Source organism: Bacillus sp. ISL-45 (assembly GCF_018613195.1).
Lineage (GTDB): Bacteria > Bacillota > Bacilli > Bacillales > Cytobacillaceae > Mesobacillus.
Genome location: NZ_JAGGQQ010000006.1, coordinates 117,100 through 138,293, shown reverse-complemented (window position 1 = coordinate 138,293; position 21,194 = coordinate 117,100). Strand labels below are relative to the sequence as shown.

The window sequence follows — 21,194 nt, the reverse complement described above, 5'->3', positions numbered from 1 at the left end:
ATTTTGAGGTTGATAAAACACAGGAGGATACCTTATGAAAAAACGTTTCCTGCCTATGATGATTGTTTTACTCACCTTCATGGGCGGTTTTATAACTGGAACATTATATTCAAATACACAAAAAATCAAAACGATCGCAATCAGTGCTGAAGCTGCACATTCAACCAAACTACCTGGAGTTAAAAAAGAACCACAACTGAAAGAGCGAGAAGCAAAGGTTTTGATTGGATATGTTCAGGATTTCAGGAAGCCTGAAGACATCGATTATAAAAATCTGACACATGTTGTTTTTTCGTTTGCGCATCCAAACAAGGATGGAAGCCTGTTAATGAATGGCGATTATTCCGTTAAAAATTTAAGGGCGGTTGTTGCTAATGCGCAAAAGTACGATACGAAGGTTATGCTGGCAATCGGCGGCTGGTACCACATTAATGGCGGAGAATCCTATGATTATTTCAAGGCGGCCATTTCCAACTCTGAATCAAGAAAAAGACTAGTTCGCGAGCTTGTAAGTTTTACAGAAAAAGAAAAGCTTGATGGAGTCGATATTGATTTTGAGCATCCTAGCTCTTCAGAAGATGCCCGCTATCTAGCTTACTTCGCAAAGGAATTAAGTGAACAGCTGAAACCAAATGGGAAAGAACTTTCGATCGCGGTAAACGCCAAGGTGCATAGTGTCACAGGGACTGAAATTCACTCTGTCGTTTTTGAGCCTTCCATGTTCAAGTACTTTGATCATGTCAATTTGATGGCTTATGATGGCCAATGGGATGGAGAATATAACGCTGCGAATTTATCACCTTACTCTTATTCTGCTAATATAGTAGCCTATTGGACAGCCCTTTTTGACAAGCATGGATTTTCGAGGGAGAAACTTGTCCTGGGTGTGCCGCTATATGCACAGCCTGAGGATCCTTCGATCAAACAGGTCTCATACGAAGCTCTTATCCAACATCACCCTGCTAATGCCGGAAATGACCAGGTCGAAATGAATGGGACAACATACCATTATAATGGCCATCCCACTTTGAAAAAGAAAACAACTCTTGCCCTCTCCCAACAGCTGGGAGGCTTGATGGTATGGGAAGCAGGTCTTGATGCTAAAGGGGATCACAGTGCCACGGCTTTAATCGCAGGTGAATTAAAAACACAGGAAGATCCTCGGTACTATACCAGGAAATAGTGAAGGAAGCCGTTATGGGCTTCCCTTTTTTTTGCAGATTCAGTTGTCCAGTTCAGTTCCAGTGATAAACATTCTTTTTTCAATTCTTGAGAAATACCGTTCATAATGAAAGCGAAACTGTTTAGGAGAGAGATAATAAAAAGTAACTCCTTTTACTAAGGCTCAAATAGGTGAGGGTAGCCTCTCTTTTAGCTGCTGAAGTGCTAGGAGCCGATTTCTTCAAACTCTTTTATTTTCTCAAGCCTTTCTACCAGTACCATGCATTTCCTGTCGCCAATTTCATATATATACATTTTATGGCCGTTTTCCTTAAGGAGCTTCTTGAATTGGATCTCGCCTGATAGGTCATATCCCTTGGCCAAATCCGAAATTTTCTTAAGTATTTGCTCCCTGCTTGGTTCGGTAGTAGATGCTATTTTAATAGGAATCGGAATTCCCTTAATTTTAAAAGTAACAAGGACGACGCTATCCAATTGAATCAACTCCTTTAAGAACATTTCGACAAAATCGTTTGATTTCCTTCTGTTTACAGATTTTTTACCAATAAAGCTTTTTACTCCTATTTATAATACCAAAAAAGGAGCGAGGCTTAACCTCCCTCCTGTTCATTATTCTTCTTCATTCATCATTTCATCAAATGCGGAAGACACCTTTTCAAATTCCTCATCAGATTCAATTGCCCCAAAGTCTCCGTCTTCATCCACCTTCAAGAAAAAGATGTCAATATCTTCGTCCGTCTCGGTTTGAAGATCTTCTACAAAGCTTACTGCTGCGTAATCAGATCCTTCAATCGTGACCGTAGCGATCACCTCGACCTCCTGTTCTACATCATTCTCGTCACTGATTGTGAATACTTCGCCTATTTCAATCTTTTCCAATCTAATTCCTCCCTTTTCTGTCCTTCTGCACCGAATAGTATTTCTAATCGATCGTTTCAATATTCCATTTTAAGAGTAATCTAAACAGAAAGTATCATCAACTATTCATTTAAGAATGCGGCAATCTGTTTCTTGTGTCCGTCGAACACTTGCCGTCCCAATTCCTTTAATTGAGACATATAAGTAAAATCGTCAAACGGGATTTCCTCCGTTAAAGCCGTATTTAAGCGGAGGTAATTTTCACGCAGCAATAGTCTGGAATGATAGGAAACTGATTCAGAAGAAAGATCCATAGCCAGATCCAAAAGCTTTGGCATGACCTTCAAGGATGGTAGCTGGAATGGGAGCCACTGACGGATTCCCCAGTATCGATCCTCTTCTATTGTGAAATCAATATTCTGCTGGCCTGTGCCAATGGACAGTATCCGGATATCACTTAAGTCCGTTTTAAAATGATGCAAGGCTTCTGTTATACAAACCAGTGAAGGGTTATTAGCCCATAATCCTCCGTCGATAGATAAATACTGATTGTTCACATTGTTTGGGGGGAAATAAATGGGTGCTGAACAGGACGATAAAACGGCATCCCATAATTTTATCGATAATTCATTCTCTGACGAATAACCGAAGTCCGTTCGATGGATATAGGGTTTTCCGTGAGTAATATCCACAGCAGGAATCAGTAAAGGTTTTTCGATATCCTTCAGTGATAGATCCTTGAAGGCCTGCTTTAACAGCCGCCGCAGATACCTGTCACTATAGACACTTTTGAAAAGTCCGACCTTTGACTTTCTTTCAAAGATTTTTTCTCCATAGGTTTCGTACCTTTCCATCACCTCTTGCATTGATGTGTTCAACGCTGCGGATGCAGCAATGATGGCTCCGGTGCTGGTCCCTGATATAATGTCAAACAGATCACCTACAGGCGTTTCATACTCTTCTTCTATCGCTTGCAGGATGGCAATCGGAAAAACACCTCTTACGCCGCCACCGTCAATGCACAACATTTTCATGATATTCCCCCGCAACAACCTTAATACTATCATCCTTCCCATTCCACCAAAACAATATAAATAAACTGGATTAGTATTGAAAAAGAGCTGCCCATAAGAGGCAGCTCTTCCGATATGACAATATTATGATACTTTTTCTTTATCATGATTGAAGGAATATTCTTCTTCCCAGTACTCAGCATTTTTAATGCCTAGCTTTTTTGAATTGAAGACTGGATCGAGGCCTTGCTTTTTCTGTTCCTCATAATCCTTCAAAGCAATCAATGCCGGCTTCGCTAGCAGGACAATGGCTATGAGGTTGAGCCACACCATTAATCCCAAACCTGCATCTCCCAGCGCCCATGCAAGAGCCGCTTCCTTGACCGCACCATAGAAGGTTGCAGCCAGAATAACAACCTTAAGGATAAACATAGGCACTTTTCCATCTCTTCCTCTAAGGAGATAGGCAATGTTTGTTTCAGCCATGTAATAGTAGGCCATGATTGTTGTGAATGCGAAGAAGAACAATGCCACAGCAACAAATTCCGCCCCGAATCCTGGAAGAACCGCATCAACGGCAGCCTGTGTATAGCCTGGACCTGCTTCAACACCCTTAAGGTTCTCGACAATGAATGCACCGTCAGCCCCAACCGTGTTGAACATTCCTGTGAACAGAATCATGAATGCTGTAGCGGAACAAACAAATAAAGTATCAATGTAAACAGAGAACGCCTGGACCAGACCCTGTTTCGCCGGGTGTGAAACCTCTGCAGCAGCGGCTGCGTGCGGACCAGTACCCTGTCCTGCTTCATTGGAGTAGATACCTCGTTTTACCCCCCATGCAATTGCGCTGCCAAGAATACCGCCAAACATTGAGTCAGCACCGAATGCGCTTTTGAAAATCAAGGAGAAAACTGCAGGAACCTCAGAGATATTCATGCCGATAATGACAAGGGCCACAAGGATATATCCAACAGCCATAAATGGAACAGTATATTGGGCAACTGTTGCAATCCTTTTGACGCCTCCGAAAATGATTAGTGCTAAAAGTGCGATTACGATAAAACCCGTCACTGTCTTGCTTACACCAAAAGCGTTTTCAAGACCAAGTGCAATCGAGTTCGACTGAATTCCCGGCATTAGCAGAGACATTGCCAGCAAAGCAGCTATGGCAAATACAATCGCGAACCATTTGATTCCAAGACCTTTTTCGATGTAGTATGCCGGGCCGCCTCGGTAGAGACCATCTTGCTTAACTTTGTAGATCTGGGCTAAAGTTGATTCTACGAATGCACTTCCTGCCCCGATAAACGCAATCGTCCACATCCAGAAAACAGCACCAGGACCACCCATTGCAATAGCCGTGGCAGTACCTGCGATATTACCTGTTCCGACCCTGCCAGATAAAGCGATAGATAAGGCCTGAAAAGATGAAACACCAGCATCGGAACTTCTTCCTGTGAACATTAGTTTAACCATGTCTTTCAGAAGTCTAACTTGCAGAAAACGTGTCAGGATTGAGAAAAGCAAGCCGATTCCCAAAATGATGTAAATGACCGGGTTGCTCCACAAAATCCCATTGAGCCAAGAAACAAAAGCTTCCAAATGAATCCCCCTTTACAAATTTGATTTCTTGCTATTTTGAATTATAAGATAATTTAGGCTAAAGGACAATCAAAAACTGATATTTAACAGTAAACTATTATTTAAACTGTATAAAAACACAAGTCCGGTCAGGGATTTAGCTGGTTTCATGCTGTCCTTACACTAGGTTGCTCCATGTTCGGACATGTTTTCGCTGGTTCTCTGCAAAGCTGTCTGAAGTTGGCCTTGTATCCTTTAAAATGAAAGGCTGTTTTCGTAAAGACTGTTGTTAAAATCCTAAAGCCGATTTTAACGTGATGTAAAGTCTTTTTGTATGTCGGTACTAAGTTTGCAAGCTCTTTTCTCATAATAAGCCTTAATTTTGTAAAGAAACTTAGGTAATACAATCCTATTTTGTAGTCAATAGCAACAAAGTTTGAGAAAAGAGCCAAATAAAAAAGCGAGAGGACGATCGTCTCCCGCTCATTCCATCAGGTATTAATGTACACCTTTCTCGCGCAAAATCGGAAGTGTACAGCAGCGGAATGACCCGCCTGATTTAATAATTTCTGTGATATCGACTTCAATTACTTCAAATCCCTTACTTCTGAGTTGTTCATTCACATCTTTATTTACTGGCAGACTTAGGATTCTTTTATTTCCTATACAAAGTACATTAGTCCCTAGAGTGAATTGTTCCTCCTCGCTAACGTCAATTAAATCATAGCGCGAACTGAATAATTTAATATCTTCCTCTGTCAATGCCGGGCGGTAGATCAGTGCAACTTCCGGTGATACGACATTGAAGACACAATCCAGGTGCAGATACTCTGCTTTAAATGGAATGGCTCGCACGTTTAACTGCGGCAGCAAACCTTGTAAATGATCTGCTGCTTGCTGATTGGTGCGATTGCTTAACCCTACATACACTGTGTCCTGGTCAATGACAACATCTCCGCCCTCGATCTGGTCACCTAACAAATTGTAATAAGATATTTCCTCATCTTCGAGCCACTGTTTCAGGACATCTTCTTCTCCCTTGCGGACATCACTCGCCATGTCAGCAACAAAAATGGTCTGGCCGATTGTAAAACCGATATCCCTAGTGAATACTTGCTCAGGGTATTTTTTATGGTATGGAAGCAGGATGACCTCCACTCCGAAATTTTTCAATGTATTCACAAATTCACTGTGCTGTTCCAAGGCAACTTCTATATGTATGCCCTCATCCTTGAAGTGTTTCTGGGTTTCATTTATCACATCACGGATTGTCATATACTGCGGCTGGCAAAGAATGACCTTTTTAAGTACATCATATTCATTTATGACATACCCTCTATTTTCCGGCTGCATATTCTGTTCCATCTTTTATTCCTCCTTATGGACAAATCATTATAGGTTTACCTTATTTTTACTCATTCATTAGTCATCAGCCAAAAAATCTGGTGAGAATTTCTAACACATTTACTGACTACTTTTAAAAACGCCTTTATGATAGAAAAAAATTAAGGTATGGAAAAGAGGAACAAAGATGGACCAACCAAGTGATTTGGATTTGGCTTACTTAATTATCCTGATCGATACATTTCGGGATGAATTATTCGAAGAGTTATTGGAACGACAAGGAAATCATGCTCAGGATTTGTTGAGAGCAGCACAAAATGGTATTTATTAGGAGGCGATAAAATGTCATTTCATTTACGTTCTGCAATTGAAAAGCTCAAGGACCATTATATCCGCCACTTGCTTACATCAGGAATTACTGACGAAACAGAAGAAAACTTGAAAAAAATGACAATCACAGAACTTCAAAATATCTGTAACGGGCTTAATAAATGATATTTAATGATAATCTTTGCCAAGTATAGTGTTCATGTGAGAAAATATAACATAAAATAAATTAACAATTGAAACGTGGTGAATCAGGTTGGCAAATGAATCTTCCTATAAAGATAAAAAAGTAATCACGATAGGTATTGTAAAAGAATTAACTGGACTTTCAGAGCGGCAGATCCGTTATTACGAAGAAAGGAAGCTGATCTTCCCGGACCGGACCCCTGGCGGCAGCAGGAGGTATTCTTTTGCTGATGTTGAACAATTAGTCGAGATTGCCAATAAGATTGAAGATGGTGTCCAGACATACGAAATTCGACAGGAAATGATCCGGGAAAAGAAACGGACTGATGAAGAAGCTCATAAGAAAATGATTCAGGGTCAATTGAATGCCCGTTTCGGCGTTCGAAAATATTAAACTATAAAACCTCCAATTCGGGAGGTTTTCTTTTTTTACTAAGGCTGTTTTCGTAAAGATTGTTGTTAAAATCCTAAAGCCGATTTTAACGTAATATAAAGCCATTTTGCGTGTCGGTATTAAGTTGAGATGCTCTTTTCTCACAAAAAAGTCTACTTTACGAGGAAAAATAGGTCATTCAATCCTATTTTGTAGTCAATAGTAACAAAGTTTGAGAAAAGAGCCTTTACTAAGGCTGTTTTCGTAAAGATTGTTGTTAAAATCCTAAAGCCGATTTTAACGTAATATAAAGCCACTTTGCAGGTCGGTATTAAGTTGAGATGCTCTTTTCTCACAAAAAACTCTACTTCGTGAGGAAAAATAGGTCATTCAATCCTATTTTGTAGTCAATAGCAACAAAGTTTGAGAAAAGAGCCTTTACTAAAAATCATGTTAGGTTTCCTTACGCGATTGTAGATTGTTAAAAAAATACATGCGAGAATACAAACTACATTCACAATTTGAAAGGAGAGAAACAAATGGATACGGTATTTGTAATGAATAGTCTTTGGGTTATGATTTCCGCGGTTTTAGTTATTTTGATGATTGGAGGTTTCATCCTTCTTGAGACTGGATCCACACGAATGAAGAACGCCGGCCACATTGCCGGAAAAACAATTTTGACATTTGGTATTTCATCAATCGTTTTCTGGGCTGTAGGCTATGGACTTATTTTTGGAGAAGGAAACTCAATTCTTGGATTTTCAGACTTTTTTTATTCAGGCTATGATGTAGAGGGATTAGGACTTTCAGGTGCTGTATTCTTTCTATTTCAGCTTGCATTTGCGGGGATCTCTTTAACGATTGCCTTTGGAGGATTTGCTGAGAGGGCAAAATTATCTGTCTATCTTGTTTTTGCACTCCTATTCTCCATTTTTGTTTATCCGTTCATTGCCCATTGGATTTGGGGCGGCGGCTGGCTTGCTGAACATGGAAAACAGGATTTTGCTGGCTCAACTGTTGTCCACCTGACGGGAGCTATGGCAGCACTGGCTGCCACCATTCTTCTAAAGCCTCGTATTGGAAAATACAATAAGGATGGTTCTGCTAATAATATCGAAGGGCATAATCAGGTTTTCACAGCGTTGAGCGTACTGTTATTATGGGTTGGCTGGTTTGGATTTAATGCTGGAAGCACCGTTTCTGTCGATGGAGCATTCTTTGGGTTTGTTGCGCTTAACACGAATCTTGCCGCAGCTGCTGGAACCGTTGCAGCTATGCTCATCTCGTGGATTGTCGTTGGCAAAGCGGATGTTCCAATGATGCTGAACGGAGCACTTGCAGGCCTTGTAGCCATTACAGCATCATGTGCTTTTGTTGATACTTGGGCAGCAGTTGTGATTGGACTGATCGCTGGCATCCTAGTGTTCTATAGTATTCGTTTCTTTGAAAGCAGAAAGATAGATGATCCTATCTTCGCGCTATCAGTCCACGGAACAGCTGGTGTTTGGGGTACTCTATCTACAGGATTCTTCGCGACACCAGAGCTGGCCGTGGTTGGCAATCCGGGTTTGCTTTATGGAGGCGGTTTTGAACAGCTGGGAGTACAGGCGCTAGGTGTAATTGCGTCAGGTGCGTTCGCTTTCATCGTATCCTTCATCATCTTATCGATAATGAAGGTCGCAATGAAGGGCTTGCGGGTAACCGAAGAGGAAGAAATCATCGGTTTGGACATTAGTGAACATGGGAGCTATGGGTATCCGGAATTAGTCAACAAGGAAGCAGCGGCTAAGGGATCTGTGGATGTTAAAAGTACAACCAATGTCCCTTTAAATTCACAGCAGCCATCTGTTAATTAGATTAATGGAAATTAACACTTTCGAACGGCGGCCCATATCGTGGGCAGCCGTCTTTTGATGATGGCGAAAGGGGAATTCAGGTTATGAACCTCAATATTTATTCTAATATAAACACATTAAAAGCCAAGGGACTGACGGAAGCTTCTTTTAACAATGAACAATTAAATCATTTCCATGACCTAATCTATGACCAAGTCATCTCCGCTGCAGTAAGCAATTTTTCAGAAGGATACGGGAGTCCCCCTTCCCCTTTCTCATTCTTCGTCATGGGCAGTGCCGGGCGAATGGAGCAAACGATTTGGAGTGACCAGGACCATGGACTTGTGTTCACTGCTCACAATGATGATGCGAAGGACTATTTTTTACAGTTAGGTAAAGAGATTTCCAGAGGATTAGAGCTCACTGGCTATAAAAAATGTCCCGGAGCTGTTATGGCAAGCAATCCATTGTGGTGCAAATCAATGAAAGATTGGGAGGATCAACTAGGACTCTGGGCTGGTCAATCTACCTGGGAATCAATCCGCTATTTACTAATATTTGCAGATGCCAGGTCTATTCACGGGGATTCCTGCCTGTTAAGCAGCTTAAAAGATAAAGCTTTTAATGAAGTTAACAGAGAGCAATTACTATTAAGGATGCTCGATAACACAATGTATCTGAAAAAAGGGGTCGGAGTACTTGGTCAGCTGATAGTAGAAAGTCATGGAGCCTTTTCTGGATCCATTAATTTAAAGGAGACAGCGTTTTTACCATTTGTAAATGCAGCAAGGCTGTTGTCATTTTATGAAGGGATAAAAGAAACTCCCACACTCTCCCGTATCAGCCGTGTGTCTGACAAGGTCCTGCCCTATCATGATAATTCTTTATACAGCAAGAATTTCTCTGCTCTCCTTGACTTCCGGCTAAAACATGGAGCCCATAGAGATTATGACTCCGGCCATTATGTAAATACCAGTAAGCTCACAAAAGGAGAAAAGAAATCATTGAAGGACATTCTTAAAGTTGGTGAACAATTTTATGAACATGTCAGAAAGCTTTTTGAGAGGATGTAAGATATATGGGAATGAATGATATGGTTCGTTTTTTCCGGCAAATGACTGGCAGGCTTGGATCGAACATCTATGCTGGAATGCCCCCTCATGCAAACCGACAGCAAATGTCGTTTCTAAGGCAGCTGCAAAAAGAAATGAAGAAAGAAAACAGCCTGGACTGTCCGCTGGAAGAACTGCCAGTCATCGTTTTTGACCTCGAAACAACTGGCTTTAATCCTGAAAAAGGCGATAGAATCCTCTCTATAGGAGCTGTTAAGGTAATTGGCTCCAGAATACTTGATAACGAGGAATTTTACTCTTTGGTCAACCCTGAAATCCCCGTATCGCCTGCTGTCCTTAAGCTGACATCTATCACCGAGGAGGAACTAAGGAGTGCCCCAATAACCTCTCAGGTTCTGATGGAGTTTTTAAATTTCATAGGCACCTCAGTACTTGTGGCTCACCATGCAAAGCATGAACAAGCCTTTATGAAGAAATGTACAAGTGAACAATTGCGCTTGAATTTTGACCACAGAGTAATTGATACTTCATTTTTGATTAGATTATTCCAGCCATTAGTCTATTCGCTGCCTTTGGAACAAATCTGCCTTGAGTGCGGGATTGAAGTGAGAGATCGGCACCATGCACTTGCGGATGCAAAAATGGCAGCAAGGCTTTGGGCTTTTTATATTCAAAAAGCCCGGGAACAAGGCTACCAAAACATGCGGGAGGTTTATGAATATTTATCATTGATTAGATAAGCTTGTTCCCCCTACCTCCCCAATTCCCTCACCAGAATTTCCGTATTCCTTTTTTCTCAAAGGCTGTTTTCGTAAAGATTGTTGTTAAAAACCTAAAACCCATTTTAACGTAATATAAGGCTATTTTGCTGTCAGTATTAAGTTTGCTGCTCTTTTCTCCCAAAAGATTCAATTTTGTGAAGAAAAATAGGTCAAACAATCCTATTTAGTAGTCCAAAGCAACAAAGTTTGAGAAAAGAGCCTTCTCAAAACATTTTATTTTGATTGCCGAAAGATAATTGATACTATTGTATAAACGCTGGTAACAGGAAAAATGCTATTCCTGGCAGTTAATATTTTTAAATGAAGGAAGATGGAAAAATGACAGAAAATAAACGTTTAAACGATATAAAGTATTCTGTGCTCGACTTGTCCCCGATTCTAGAAGGGGGCACAGCAGCGCATGCATTCAAAAACACACTTGACCTTGCCCAGCATGCTGAAAAATGGGGCTATAACCGATATTGGTTAGCAGAGCACCATAATATGCCTGGCATCGCAAGCTCCGCTACCTCGGTTGTAATCGGCCATGTTGCAGCGGGAACCTCTTCCATCAGAGTCGGCTCAGGCGGGATCATGCTTCCTAACCATGCCCCACTTGTTATCGCTGAACAATTCGGAACACTTGAATCTCTTTTCCCGGGTCGCATTGACCTTGGACTCGGACGCGCTCCAGGAACTGATCAGGTGACGGCCTATGCGCTACGGCGCGAACGTCGAAGTGATGGTCAGGACTTCCCAGAGCAATTGGATGAGCTTCGCGCCTATTTCAATCCGGAAATCGATTCGCAATATCGCAGTGTCAGGGCGATACCCGGTGAAGGACTGAACATTCCAATCTGGCTATTAGGCTCCAGTGGCTACAGTGCGCAGCTTGCGGGACAACTCGGGCTGCCATTTTCATTCGCCAGCCATTTTTCGCCGGAAAATACAATTGGTGCATTAAAGCTTTACCGAAGGAACTTCCAGCCTTCAGATGTTTTGCAAGAGCCATACGCGATGGTGGGTGTGAACGTGATTGCAGCCGAAACTGATGAGGAAGCAGAGTTCCTGGCAACATCCATGCAGCAGCAGTTCCTTAACCTGTTCAGGAATAACCCAAGTCCCCTGCTTCCTCCTGTCAAGAACCTGGAGGATCAGCTGAGCGAGTATGAAAAAATGCTGCTGGGCAGCCGTATTGGCTCCTCAATCGTTGGAAGTCCCGAAACCATTAAAACGAAACTTCAGCAATTCCTGGATGAAACCCAGGCAGACGAAATGATTATCAATGCGCAAATTTTTGACCATAAAGCAAGACTGAAATCCTTCGAAATGGTTTCTGATGTATTTAAAAGCTAAAGGATAAACCGTCTCATTAATTGACATATTGGTTTTCAGCAAAAGGAGAAGGACCGCCATTAGGTCCTTCTCCTTTTGCTTAACTGAATTTCAGTAACCCCCTGTACCCCTGATTGCTGTAGATAGCATAGCAAGAAAATGGGTCCCCTTCCCTTTAATCTCTATATAGAACCCCGACGTTTCGGGATGGAAATCCACAATAAATGGAAAATAGGCTTATATTTGCTGTTCTTCCCCAAACTTCGTTGTGTCTTCTTAAGACTTATTCGCATAGTCTAAAACGACGATATTCTACAAAAGGGAGAGAAGATTATGGCCGACCAGAATAAGCCTAACGGGATTCCAAACAGTATCATTGACTTGCTTGTAAACGATTTATTCAAGAAAAACGGTATCAACACGGAAGAAGTCAAAGACCAAATAACTGACGATAAGAAGCAAGCAATCAGAGAGTTAGTAGAAGATCTAAGTAAGCAGGTAGATACCTTCCTGAATTCAAATCATTCAAAAAAGAACTCTAGTACAGATAAGTAATCCTAATTTAAACGCTCTTAAAAAAAGGGCGTTTTTTTTTGAAATATTACTAGGCAACTAGTGAATACACACAATCTATACAGCATGCAACTTAATATGATATTCCATACCAAGTAAAAGGGAGTGAAATAAATGGCAAGCAAGAATTACCATGAATTTGGCAAACCTCAGGACTATGGCTACCACGGCGATAAATACGACGACGGGAAACATAAGTCCAAAAAAGAAGAAGATGAAGACGTAGTACAGGATGGATTTCAGTTTTCAGGGATTGAGCAGGATTCTGATGAACTGATTTGGATCAAGGACTCTTGTAATATCTGTGTCCAGACAACTGACACACAGGCAGCGGTTTCTCTTCAAGTAGGGTTGCAATTAGCAATTGCACTAGTCGTAAGCATTACTGTTGGTGATACAGACAGGGGCCGCAAGATTGCACAAGAGATATCCCAGAAACTAGATTCAGAGCAAACGAACAAGCAAAAAATCATCATTAAAAACTCTAAAGATATTAACGTTACTACTACTGACACAGACTTGGCTGTCAACATCCAGGCATTGCTTCAGGTACTGGTTGCAGTAGTCGTAAAGCTTGACGTATTGTAATTAAAAATTTATATAAAAGAGGTGAAATTAACATGAGTGAAGATAAAAAGTGGAGAGCATTGGACCACTGTGATAAAGGAAAAGACAAATGCGATGACGGCGCAACGGTTTTGCAAGAAGGTGATCAGTTCATGAAAACTGACCAACAATCATTCGAATGGATTATCATCAAGGATTCTGAGGGTGTAGATGTACAAACAACTGATACTCAAGCTGCTGTCTCCTTACAGTTAGGTCTACAGGCAGCGATTGCAGCAGTAATCAGCATTACAATCGGGGATACTGATCGCGGAAATGCTGTAGTACAGGATATCAAACAAGTAATGAAAAATAAGCAGAGAAACACTCAAAAAACGATTGTTGAAAGTTCCAAGAACGTAAAAGTAACTACCACTGACACAGACGTTGCCGTTAATATTCAAGCCCTTCTGCAAATCCTGATCGCTGTAGTCGTTAAATTGGATGTTCTGTAATAAGGCAGAACGGTTGAGAAGGAGGTTAAGGGATGAATAATCAAAACAGCAAAGATATGGTCGAACAAATGCGCAAGATGAATGAACAGCTCATGGACAACCTGATGAGGCAGCGCGAACAGAAGCGTAACTACAAAAAACTCCAGGACAATTTAAACATTAGCCAGGGGAAAATGAGAGATGAGTTGAAGAAACAATTTTCTCCGGAAAACCTTCAGCCAAACTCTTCTCTCTCCGACATGCTTGATCAATTGTTAAAAAATAAATAACGAACAAAAGCCTGTAAACTTATCATAAGGTTTACAGGCTTTTAATATTGTTGTTAATTTTCATTCTATCCTTGCATACATAAATTTAAGCATGGCGTTTGCTGCGAGTCTGCTTGTAATATCACGGAAATCTTTTGATGGGTCGATTTCTACAATATCCATGGCAATAACCTTTTCATGATGAGAGGCTTCAGAAATACTGGCCAATAATTCCCTGCTTGTCAATCCCCCAGGACCAATTGCAGGGCAGCCAGGTGCAAAAGCCTGATCTACTGCGTCCATGTCTACTGATAAGTAAATGAAGTCCACAAGATGGGACAGACGCTCAACCTCCCGCCTTACAATTGGAATGATGCCTTGAGATTCCACGTCAGCCATAGTGTATACAGAAATTGCATTTTCTTTTGTGTATTCATGGTACATCCTTGCGTTTGCATAATCCCTGATTCCAATTTGCACTAGGTGCTCCCCTTTAATAAAACCTCCTTCCAATAGGCTTCGGAAAGGTGTTCCATTTGTTCTTCCCCCATCGTCCAAGTTGCGGACATCATGGTGGGCATCCCACTGGATGATCCCCACTGTTCCATATTTTTCTTGAAAGGCTCTTATGGACGGATAGCTTACTCCATGGTCACCTCCTAAAAGGATATAACGGTCACAAACACCCTTATCCAGCATTTCCCTAACACTGATATACATTCGATCAATACTTGCTTCAGTATTTGTTGGATGTGTGATTACATCCCCGAAGTCGATAATTTTTACATCTTTGTAGTCTTTGTTTTGTTCTCCTGAGTAAGTAGAAAAATTGCCCAGGCAGGCCCTGATGGTTTTTGGTGCCTCCGCTGCCTGGGAAAATGAAATGGACGTTTTAGAAAAGGGCAGTCCGACCAATCCGACATCACCGCTTTGCTCAGCTGCAAAAGGGACAATACACTCGCTGACCTTCGTAACATACTGGTCCTTAAACATTGCCGGTTTACCTGGATTCAAATAACTGAAATTTTCCAAAAGGCATCCTCTCCCATATGATTTCTCCCGAAACATATACGCAATTTGCATGATTCACACCGTAATGGTAAGGAATATACTTGTAATTTGGAACGTCCCATACGACGAAGTCCGCTTGCCTGCCGACATCAAGTGTTCCAGCTTTTTCACCTCTGCCAATTGCGTGTGCTGCATTAATGGTTACTGCATTCCAGATTTCTTCAGATGACATTTTTAATTTCAGTGCTGCCAGGGACATAATCAATTGTAAATTCTCGGTTACGCAGCTTCCTGGATTGAAATCTGTTGCCAGGGCTACAGCGGCTCCATCATCAATCATTTTCCTTGCTCTTGCATAATGGTCTTTCCCTAAATAGAAGGTCGTCCCAGGAAGCAATACGGCAACTGTCTCGCTCTCACTAAGCATTGCGATTCCTTTATCAGAGGCTGCCACTAAATGGTCGGCGCTCGCCGCTCCCAGTGATGTCGCCAATTCTGCTCCTCCAAGGGGGTCAATTTCATCGGCATGGATCTTCAAACCAAAACCATTTTCCTTTGCTCTTTGTAAAAACAACTTTGATTGTTCAATTGAAAATACACCTGTTTCGCAGAAAATATCCGCAAATTCCGCCAGATTCTTTTCTTTGATCTCCTCAAGCAAAGCCGTCATTTCCTGTAAGAATACATCTTCATTTCCCTTATAGGATGGCGGGATGGCGTGCGGTCCCAGGAAGGTGGATACGATGGAAACAGGATACTTTTCATTCAATTGTTTCACGACTCTTAGCTGCTTCAGTTCAGTCTCTCTTTCCAGTCCATATCCACTCTTTGCCTCAATAGTTGTTACACCATGGGAAAGCATTCTTTCTAAATGGAAGCTTGCTTTATCTATGAGTTCTTGCAATGTAGCACTTTTTGTCGCTTCCACAGTGGACAAAATGCCTCCCCCACTTGCCAGTATTTCGAGATAAGGGACTCCCTCCTGCTTCAACGCCAGTTCATGCTCACGGGACCCCCCAAAGACCAAATGTGTATGAGGATCGACCAAGCCCGGTGAAACAACCTTCTTTTCTGCGTTGAGCTTTACTTTGGCGTTAAAGGATTTCGCTTCTGCATCTGATCCTATCCATGCAACCCTGCCATCATTTACTGCAAATGCTGCTGACTCTTTTACATTCAATCGCTTCATTTCTTTCCCTTTTAAAGCTTTTCCAGTATATTCAGGCAGAATGAGCTGCCCTATATTGTGTACTAGCAAATCAAAGTCCAAATGAACCAACCTTTCTTCTTAATGACTTTATTTCAACATTGGAATGTCGACGCCCTTTTCCTTTGCAACCTCAACCGCTTTATCGTACCCGGCGTCCGCATGGCGTACGATTCCCATGCCTGGATCAGTTGTCAGGACTCTTCTCAATCTTTCCTCTGCCAGGTCGGTCCCATCGGCCACCACAACCATACCGGCATGAAGAGAATAACCCATTCCTACGCCGCCGCCATGGTGTACTGATATCCATGAACCGCCAGCTGCAACATTAATAAGAGCGTTAAGGATAGCCCAGTCACCGACCGCGTCACTCCCATCCTTCATAGCCTCTGTTTCCCGGTTTGGAGAGGCTACTGAACCACAATCAAGATGGTCACGTCCTATTACAATGGGCGCTTTCAACTCACCTTTACGGACTAATTCATTAATTGCCAATCCCATTTTTACTCGTTCACCGTAGCCCAGCCAGCAAATGCGGGCAGGAAGCCCCTGGAACTCCACTTTTTCACGAGCCATTTCAATCCAGCGCTGGAGTGGTTCATTCTCTGGGAAAAGGTCCTTAATCAGCCGATCCGTACGGTAAATATCTTCTGGGTCTCCCGATAAAGCCGCCCAGCGGAAAGGTCCCTTGCCTTCGCAAAAAAGCGGCCGTATAAATGCAGGAACAAATCCAGGGAAATCGAAGGCATGCTCTTCTCCTTGATCTTTGGCAACCTGGCGTATGTTGTTTCCGTAATCAAATGTGACTGCCCCTTTCCTCTGGAACTCCAGCATAGCGGCAACGTGCTTAGTCATGGAGCGGGAAGATTGCTTAACATACTCTTCTGGATTTTCTTTTCTAAGCTTTTCAGCTTCCTCGAGAGTATAACCTACCGGAATGTATCCGTTTAAAGGATCGTGAGCAGAAGTCTGGTCCGTAACAATGTCTACCTTGAAATTACGCTGAAGTAAGTCATAATGTACCTCTGCTGCATTCCCAATAAGTCCAATGGATAAAGCTTCTCCTTTATTCCTTGCATCCGTCCCCCATCTCATCGCTTCCTCTATTGAGTCCGTCATTTTATCGCAATACCGGGTATCAATCCGCTTTTGGATCCGCTTAGGATCGATTTCAACAGCGATACATACGCCGCCGTTCATCGTGACGGCGAGCGGCTGGGCACCACCCATCCCTCCTAGCCCTGCTGTTAATGTAATCGTATTTCTCAGTGAGCCGCCGAAGTGCTGTCTGGCTGCCTCTGCGAATGTTTCAAACGTTCCCTGCAAAATACCTTGTGTACCAATATAGATCCAGCTTCCTGCTGTCATTTGCCCATACATCATCAAGCCTTTTTGATCAAGTTCATGGAAATGTTCCCAATTTGCCCATTTAGGCACCAGTACTGAATTGGATAATAATACTCTAGGAGCAGCTTTATGTGTTTTAAATACCGCGACTGGTTTGCCGGATTGAATCAGCAATGTTTCATCGTTTTCCAGGCGGCGCAGAGTATTCACGATCGCTTCAAATGACTCCCAATTCCTCGCAGCCTTCCCTATTCCGCCATAGACTACCAAGTCTTCCGGCTTTTCAGCTACTTCAGGGTCCAGGTTATTGAAAAGCATTCTCAAAGCTGCTTCCTGTTCCCAACCTTTGCATTCTAGCTTCAGGCCTTTTTTTGCGCGAATCTCTTTGGAAGATTCTATTTTCATGTTAAAACACTCCTTTATTCTATTTGATTTTTACTCTTTTAAAATGGGACTGATGATTTTGTCCATGGAGAGGCTTCCAAAACTAAAAATGACTGGAATCACATTGATTCCCTTGATAGTAACAACTTATTTCCTGAATCTTCTGGCCTGCCAAAAGAAGCTCTTTTTATACCATATTTAATTCTCTCTGCCCTATAGCTGTCCACTGTCTATTATTTTTTTTAAGCCATTCTGAAAGTCTTTCGATATCCTCAGAAAAGATTCTGTCCTCGGTGATAGAAGGAATGATATTTCTCGCATCCTCGTAAAAGCTTTTTGTATGAGGTGACATTTTATCAATTCCGCGATATTGGACAGCCTGGAGTGCGCATATACACTCAATCGCCAGCACTCTCCTTGCATTTTGTATGATGCTGTAGGCGTGCCTGGAAGCGATTGTCCCCATGCTGACATGGTCTTCCTGGTTTGCGGAAGAAGGAATCGAATCTACACTAGCCGGATGGGCAAGAGTTTTATTCTCTGACACAAGCGACGCCGCACTGTATTGGAGAATCATTGCTCCTGATTGCAGCCCTGGCTGGGGGCTTAAAAAAGGAGGGAGATCATTTAATTGCGGGTTTACCAAACGTTCTATCCGTCTCTCGGAAATACTTGCAAATTCTGCAACTGCAATTTTCATAAAGTCCATTGCAATTGCGATTGGCTGTCCGTGGAAATTTCCACCTGAAATGACCAGATTCCCATCATCAAATATTAGCGGATTGTCTGTAGCAGCATTTATTTCTATTTCTAATTTTTCTTTCACATAATCAAGGGCCTGCCAGGAAGCACCATGAACCTGGGGAATGCATCTTAACGAGTAGGCATCCTGCACTCGTTTTTCTCCCTGTCTTGTGGTAAGCTTGCTCCCTTCCAGTAATCTGCGCATCCTTTCGGCAACATCTTTCTGTTGTTTATAGCCCCTGGCTTCATGTATTGATGGATGAAATGCATCAATTACACCTTCCAGTCCTTCCATTGTCAAAGCGGCGATCCATTCACTCTGCAGTGCCAGCTGATTCGCTTCTATCCAGTTAACCACACCCATTGCGGTCATAGCCTGGGTGCCGTTGATTAGAGCTAACCCTTCTTTAGCATGTAATGAGATCGGGTTCAAACCTTCTTCTTTATATGCCTCTGCTGTCGCGCAAACCCTTCCCTTGTAAAAGACTTTACCTTCTCCGATCAATACGAGCGCAAGATGCGAAAGTGGTGCCAAATCACCTGAAGCCCCGAGTGATCCCTGCTGAGGAACAACTGGATGGATATGATTATTCAACAATGCCGCCAGCCGTTCCGCAATCAAAGGCCTTATACCGGAAAAACCTTTCAATAGAGCATTTAAGCGCAACAACAGCATGGCCCTTGAAACAATTTCAGGGAAAGGGTCTCCTACTCCGCAAGCGTGGGAACGAATGAGGTTCAGCTGGAGTGCATTAACATCCTGCTCATCAATGATTACATCGCTGAATTTTCCAAAGCCCGTATTTATGCCATAAATTGTCCGCTTCTCTTTAACAATTTTATCTACTGCATCCCTGCTCTTTTGAACTTTCTGCATGCTTTCCGGACTGATTTCAACAGCTTCTCCGTCAAAGCATACACGCTTAACATGTTGAAGATTCAGCGATGCCCCGGTTAATACCACCATAATAATTGCCTCCTAATGAAATAATTAATATAAAAAGGAGACGACAATGGCATATTTATACCATCATCGCCTCCTTCTGACTTTTGACTATAGGCAATGCAAAACTATATATGATTAATGCCTAAACCAACTGTTTCATGCTCCGAGCCTTTTATTGGAGCTCCAATTGTTCCGTAAAAAGCTACTGCAATCCATTCCCCTTCGGCAGCCGCTGAGAAAGGCTTTCCCCGGACAACAGCAAACCGAAGACCAACTGTCCTGCTCATATCGCCAATTGCAAGATGGCCTCTAGTTACCCCTTCCATCCCTTCCATGATCGCATGATAGAGTGCATGTGTTTCGCGATACAATCCAGAGTGTATAAGCCCATTTCGCTTTGCAGCCGTTTCAACTGCAGAAATGACTTTCTGCATATTCATAGAGCCAACCTGACCAAGACAAAAACTAATGTTATCTAAAGCAGGGCTCAATAATTCCAATTCATTTTCTGACAAGGTCGCCAGCAGGATCGCTGCCTTCCCTATTCCAATATTCCGGTTCATTATTTACCCCGATTTCAGAATTTTTACTATTAACTAATAACTAACCTAATTTTATGTGGCTAACTGCTTATCTGTCAACCCAATATGGTAAATTTTAGTATATTAGCATAGTAACACACTGCTAAACTAAAGAGTTTATTTAAAAGAAAGCAGCGTTCTCTGGATTCAACTGGCTATTTCAAGGATAGTTCATTAGTGGGAATTATGAGAAGCAGCAAAATTTAAGGGAAAACCTTAAAAAAAACGCCATAAGGCGTCTTTTAATCTCTTTATTAGACTTCGATTGATTCAGCAAGTTTCATTAAAAAGCTGTAAATCAACCCGAAAGCCTGGCCAACAGTAAGTTCTTCATCATATCCTTCGAGATCATTTAAAGAAAAATTAAGACTCCAAACCCCTTCATTTCCATCAAAGATTAAATCGTACGCGGCACCTTCACCTGCAAGATTCTCGCTTAGAAATTGCCGGATTTTCGAATCCTGTTTCTTTTGCAGCTTCAAACCAAGCATAACGTCGTAATTACCAAATACATCGTCTTTTTCAAATGATACAGCATCAGCGCCAACCATTTCCCACCATTGTGATTCTACATACAAAAATTCATTTTTATGTTTATCAAAATAATTTATCTTTTCTTCAAGGAAGTCTTCATCTTCACGGGCAAGAAACTCATCTGTTGCCTTATCTCCCCTTTCGATATACGCGTCTTTAAATCGGTTTTCAGATGGCATCTCAATGATTGAAACCGAGCCCTGATCGAATAAATCATGTTTAATTCCATACTCTTTTTCCTCTCGAAAAAGTTCCATGCTGTCTTTGTTTTCACTAAGCTTTTTTTGGATATAATGCTCCATTCCTTTTTTTAACACTTTACAGACCTCCACTTAATAACGGTAACTTTATTTTGTACTTTAATTTTGAATCTAAAATACACAAATAGCAAATTTCACACTGCCTCTTTATGATAAGAATTTTTTCTAAGTAGTTATTTCCCCATACGGAAACGGCTTTTCCCCATATGCTGTAGTAGATCGATTAATATAAAAGGAAGGAGAGTCCGATATGTTTACTGACCATGAACATTATGAGCATAATTGTAAATGCAGCAAATGCAAAAGAAAAAAAGAACGCAAATATTTCAAGCATATAGAGAGCAGCGATTACGACCAGAAAGAAAGCTCTGACTGGAAGCACAAAAAGCATAAGGATCATAAGTGGCACGATCACCACGAAAGC

The 21,194-nt window shown here is 41.8% G+C and carries 23 protein-coding genes; 12 read left to right on the top strand and 11 right to left on the bottom strand.

Annotated features, from left to right (window positions below; translation table 11 throughout):
• Window positions 1-34: 34 nt before the first annotated feature.
• Entirely contained in the window at window positions 35-1,183 is a 1,149-nt protein-coding gene (locus tag J7E35_RS08915) for a glycoside hydrolase family 18 protein (protein ID WP_214778983.1), read from the top strand.
• A 203-nt stretch (window positions 1,184-1,386) separates the two neighbouring features.
• On the opposite strand, the gene J7E35_RS08910 is transcribed toward J7E35_RS08915, so the two are convergent.
• The 5 genes from J7E35_RS08910 to J7E35_RS08890 form a co-directional block, all read right to left on the bottom strand.
• Window positions 1,387-1,656: a hypothetical protein gene (locus J7E35_RS08910; protein WP_214778981.1), complete on the bottom strand. Its 270-nt coding sequence runs from the start codon at window positions 1,654-1,656 to the stop codon at window positions 1,387-1,389.
• A gap of 135 nt (window positions 1,657-1,791) precedes the next feature.
• Window positions 1,792-2,061: a DUF1292 domain-containing protein gene (locus tag J7E35_RS08905; RefSeq protein WP_214778979.1), complete on the bottom strand. Its 270-nt coding sequence runs from the start codon at window positions 2,059-2,061 to the stop codon at window positions 1,792-1,794.
• A gap of 101 nt (window positions 2,062-2,162) precedes the next feature.
• Window positions 2,163-3,074 carry a CBASS cGAMP-activated phospholipase gene (locus tag J7E35_RS08900; protein WP_214778977.1) on the bottom strand — a complete coding sequence of 304 codons (912 nt, stop codon included), beginning with the start codon at window positions 3,072-3,074 and terminating at the stop codon, window positions 2,163-2,165.
• A gap of 123 nt (window positions 3,075-3,197) precedes the next feature.
• On the bottom strand, window positions 3,198-4,658 hold the full coding sequence (locus J7E35_RS08895; RefSeq protein WP_214778976.1) for an alanine/glycine:cation symporter family protein: 1,461 nt from the start codon (window positions 4,656-4,658) through the stop codon (window positions 3,198-3,200).
• A 477-nt stretch (window positions 4,659-5,135) separates the two neighbouring features.
• Window positions 5,136-6,002: a dimethylarginine dimethylaminohydrolase family protein gene (locus J7E35_RS08890; protein WP_251040850.1), complete on the bottom strand. Its 867-nt coding sequence runs from the start codon at window positions 6,000-6,002 to the stop codon at window positions 5,136-5,138.
• A 166-nt stretch (window positions 6,003-6,168) separates the two neighbouring features.
• Between J7E35_RS08890 and J7E35_RS08885 the strand changes: the two genes are divergently transcribed.
• From J7E35_RS08885 to J7E35_RS08835, 11 genes are all read left to right on the top strand, one after another.
• On the top strand, window positions 6,169-6,312 hold the full coding sequence (locus tag J7E35_RS08885) for a hypothetical protein (RefSeq protein ID WP_214778974.1): 144 nt from the start codon (window positions 6,169-6,171) through the stop codon (window positions 6,310-6,312).
• Window positions 6,313-6,323: 11 nt separating this feature from the next.
• Window positions 6,324-6,476, top strand: coding sequence for a Fur-regulated basic protein FbpA (gene fbpA / locus J7E35_RS08880; RefSeq protein WP_214778972.1), 153 nt, complete (start codon window positions 6,324-6,326; stop codon window positions 6,474-6,476).
• 88 nt (window positions 6,477-6,564) lie between these two features.
• Complete coding sequence (locus J7E35_RS08875; protein ID WP_213367635.1) at window positions 6,565-6,888, top strand: MerR family transcriptional regulator; 324 nt, start codon at window positions 6,565-6,567, stop codon at window positions 6,886-6,888.
• 518 nt (window positions 6,889-7,406) lie between these two features.
• Entirely contained in the window at window positions 7,407-8,726 is a 1,320-nt protein-coding gene (locus J7E35_RS08870) for an ammonium transporter (RefSeq protein ID WP_214778970.1), read from the top strand.
• Between the two features lie 83 nt (window positions 8,727-8,809).
• Complete coding sequence (locus J7E35_RS08865; RefSeq protein WP_214778968.1) at window positions 8,810-9,778, top strand: DUF294 nucleotidyltransferase-like domain-containing protein; 969 nt, start codon at window positions 8,810-8,812, stop codon at window positions 9,776-9,778.
• A 5-nt stretch (window positions 9,779-9,783) separates the two neighbouring features.
• Window positions 9,784-10,518 carry an exonuclease domain-containing protein gene (locus tag J7E35_RS08860; protein WP_214778966.1) on the top strand — a complete coding sequence of 245 codons (735 nt, stop codon included), beginning with the start codon at window positions 9,784-9,786 and terminating at the stop codon, window positions 10,516-10,518.
• 360 nt (window positions 10,519-10,878) lie between these two features.
• Window positions 10,879-11,895: an LLM class flavin-dependent oxidoreductase gene (locus tag J7E35_RS08855; RefSeq protein ID WP_214778964.1), complete on the top strand. Its 1,017-nt coding sequence runs from the start codon at window positions 10,879-10,881 to the stop codon at window positions 11,893-11,895.
• Window positions 11,896-12,207: 312 nt separating this feature from the next.
• Complete coding sequence (locus J7E35_RS08850; protein ID WP_214778962.1) at window positions 12,208-12,429, top strand: spore coat protein; 222 nt, start codon at window positions 12,208-12,210, stop codon at window positions 12,427-12,429.
• Between the two features lie 132 nt (window positions 12,430-12,561).
• Window positions 12,562-13,035, top strand: a complete 474-nt coding sequence (locus J7E35_RS08845; RefSeq protein ID WP_214778961.1) for a spore coat protein — start codon at window positions 12,562-12,564, stop codon at window positions 13,033-13,035.
• A gap of 32 nt (window positions 13,036-13,067) precedes the next feature.
• A complete protein-coding gene (locus J7E35_RS08840) occupies window positions 13,068-13,508 on the top strand; it encodes a spore coat protein (protein WP_214778959.1) in 441 nt (146 codons plus the stop codon).
• A 32-nt stretch (window positions 13,509-13,540) separates the two neighbouring features.
• Entirely contained in the window at window positions 13,541-13,777 is a 237-nt protein-coding gene (locus J7E35_RS08835; RefSeq protein ID WP_214778957.1) for a hypothetical protein, read from the top strand.
• A 60-nt stretch (window positions 13,778-13,837) separates the two neighbouring features.
• Here the strand turns inward: J7E35_RS08835 and hutG are convergent, their stop codons facing one another.
• The 6 genes from hutG to J7E35_RS08805 form a co-directional block, all read right to left on the bottom strand.
• The gene (gene hutG, locus J7E35_RS08830; RefSeq protein ID WP_353050345.1) at window positions 13,838-14,770 is read right to left on the bottom strand and encodes a formimidoylglutamase; all 933 of its coding nucleotides are present in this window, start codon (window positions 14,768-14,770) and stop codon (window positions 13,838-13,840) included.
• Window positions 14,757-16,037, bottom strand: coding sequence for an imidazolonepropionase (hutI, locus tag J7E35_RS08825; RefSeq protein ID WP_353050343.1), 1,281 nt, complete (start codon window positions 16,035-16,037; stop codon window positions 14,757-14,759). The genes hutG and hutI overlap by 14 nt, the downstream gene beginning before the upstream one ends.
• A 27-nt stretch (window positions 16,038-16,064) precedes the next feature.
• Window positions 16,065-17,726 (bottom strand): urocanate hydratase, encoded by a 1,662-nt coding sequence (gene hutU, locus J7E35_RS08820; protein ID WP_214778953.1) that lies wholly within the window; start codon window positions 17,724-17,726, stop codon window positions 16,065-16,067.
• Window positions 17,727-17,892: 166 nt separating this feature from the next.
• Window positions 17,893-19,416 (bottom strand): histidine ammonia-lyase, encoded by a 1,524-nt coding sequence (gene hutH / locus J7E35_RS08815; RefSeq protein WP_214778951.1) that lies wholly within the window; start codon window positions 19,414-19,416, stop codon window positions 17,893-17,895.
• 104 nt (window positions 19,417-19,520) lie between these two features.
• Entirely contained in the window at window positions 19,521-19,958 is a 438-nt protein-coding gene (hutP, locus tag J7E35_RS08810; RefSeq protein ID WP_214778949.1) for a histidine utilization transcription antiterminator HutP, read from the bottom strand.
• A gap of 272 nt (window positions 19,959-20,230) precedes the next feature.
• On the bottom strand, window positions 20,231-20,827 hold the full coding sequence (locus J7E35_RS08805) for a branched-chain amino acid aminotransferase (protein WP_214778947.1): 597 nt from the start codon (window positions 20,825-20,827) through the stop codon (window positions 20,231-20,233).
• Window positions 20,828-21,194: the final 367 nt, after the last annotated feature.

What these genes read in the sequence shown, in the direction of transcription:
- J7E35_RS08915 (WP_214778983.1), top strand. Translation starts at nt 35, where the DNA reads ATGAAAAAACGTTTCCTGCCTATGATGATTGTTTTACTCACCTTCATG.
- J7E35_RS08900 (WP_214778977.1), bottom strand. Translation starts at nt 3,074, where the DNA reads ATGAAAATGTTGTGCATTGACGGTGGCGGCGTAAGAGGTGTTTTTCCG.
- J7E35_RS08890 (WP_251040850.1), bottom strand. Translation starts at nt 6,002, where the DNA reads ATGGAACAGAATATGCAGCCGGAAAATAGAGGGTATGTCATAAATGAA.
- J7E35_RS08885 (WP_214778974.1), top strand. Translation starts at nt 6,169, where the DNA reads ATGGACCAACCAAGTGATTTGGATTTGGCTTACTTAATTATCCTGATC.
- fbpA (WP_214778972.1), top strand. Translation starts at nt 6,324, where the DNA reads ATGTCATTTCATTTACGTTCTGCAATTGAAAAGCTCAAGGACCATTAT.
- J7E35_RS08870 (WP_214778970.1), top strand. Translation starts at nt 7,407, where the DNA reads ATGGATACGGTATTTGTAATGAATAGTCTTTGGGTTATGATTTCCGCG.
- J7E35_RS08865 (WP_214778968.1), top strand. Translation starts at nt 8,810, where the DNA reads ATGAACCTCAATATTTATTCTAATATAAACACATTAAAAGCCAAGGGA.
- J7E35_RS08860 (WP_214778966.1), top strand. Translation starts at nt 9,784, where the DNA reads ATGGGAATGAATGATATGGTTCGTTTTTTCCGGCAAATGACTGGCAGG.
- J7E35_RS08855 (WP_214778964.1), top strand. Translation starts at nt 10,879, where the DNA reads ATGACAGAAAATAAACGTTTAAACGATATAAAGTATTCTGTGCTCGAC.
- J7E35_RS08850 (WP_214778962.1), top strand. Translation starts at nt 12,208, where the DNA reads ATGGCCGACCAGAATAAGCCTAACGGGATTCCAAACAGTATCATTGAC.
- J7E35_RS08845 (WP_214778961.1), top strand. Translation starts at nt 12,562, where the DNA reads ATGGCAAGCAAGAATTACCATGAATTTGGCAAACCTCAGGACTATGGC.
- J7E35_RS08840 (WP_214778959.1), top strand. Translation starts at nt 13,068, where the DNA reads ATGAGTGAAGATAAAAAGTGGAGAGCATTGGACCACTGTGATAAAGGA.
- J7E35_RS08835 (WP_214778957.1), top strand. Translation starts at nt 13,541, where the DNA reads ATGAATAATCAAAACAGCAAAGATATGGTCGAACAAATGCGCAAGATG.
- hutU (WP_214778953.1), bottom strand. Translation starts at nt 17,726, where the DNA reads ATGAAAATAGAATCTTCCAAAGAGATTCGCGCAAAAAAAGGCCTGAAG.
- hutH (WP_214778951.1), bottom strand. Translation starts at nt 19,416, where the DNA reads ATGGTGGTATTAACCGGGGCATCGCTGAATCTTCAACATGTTAAGCGT.
- hutP (WP_214778949.1), bottom strand. Translation starts at nt 19,958, where the DNA reads ATGAACCGGAATATTGGAATAGGGAAGGCAGCGATCCTGCTGGCGACC.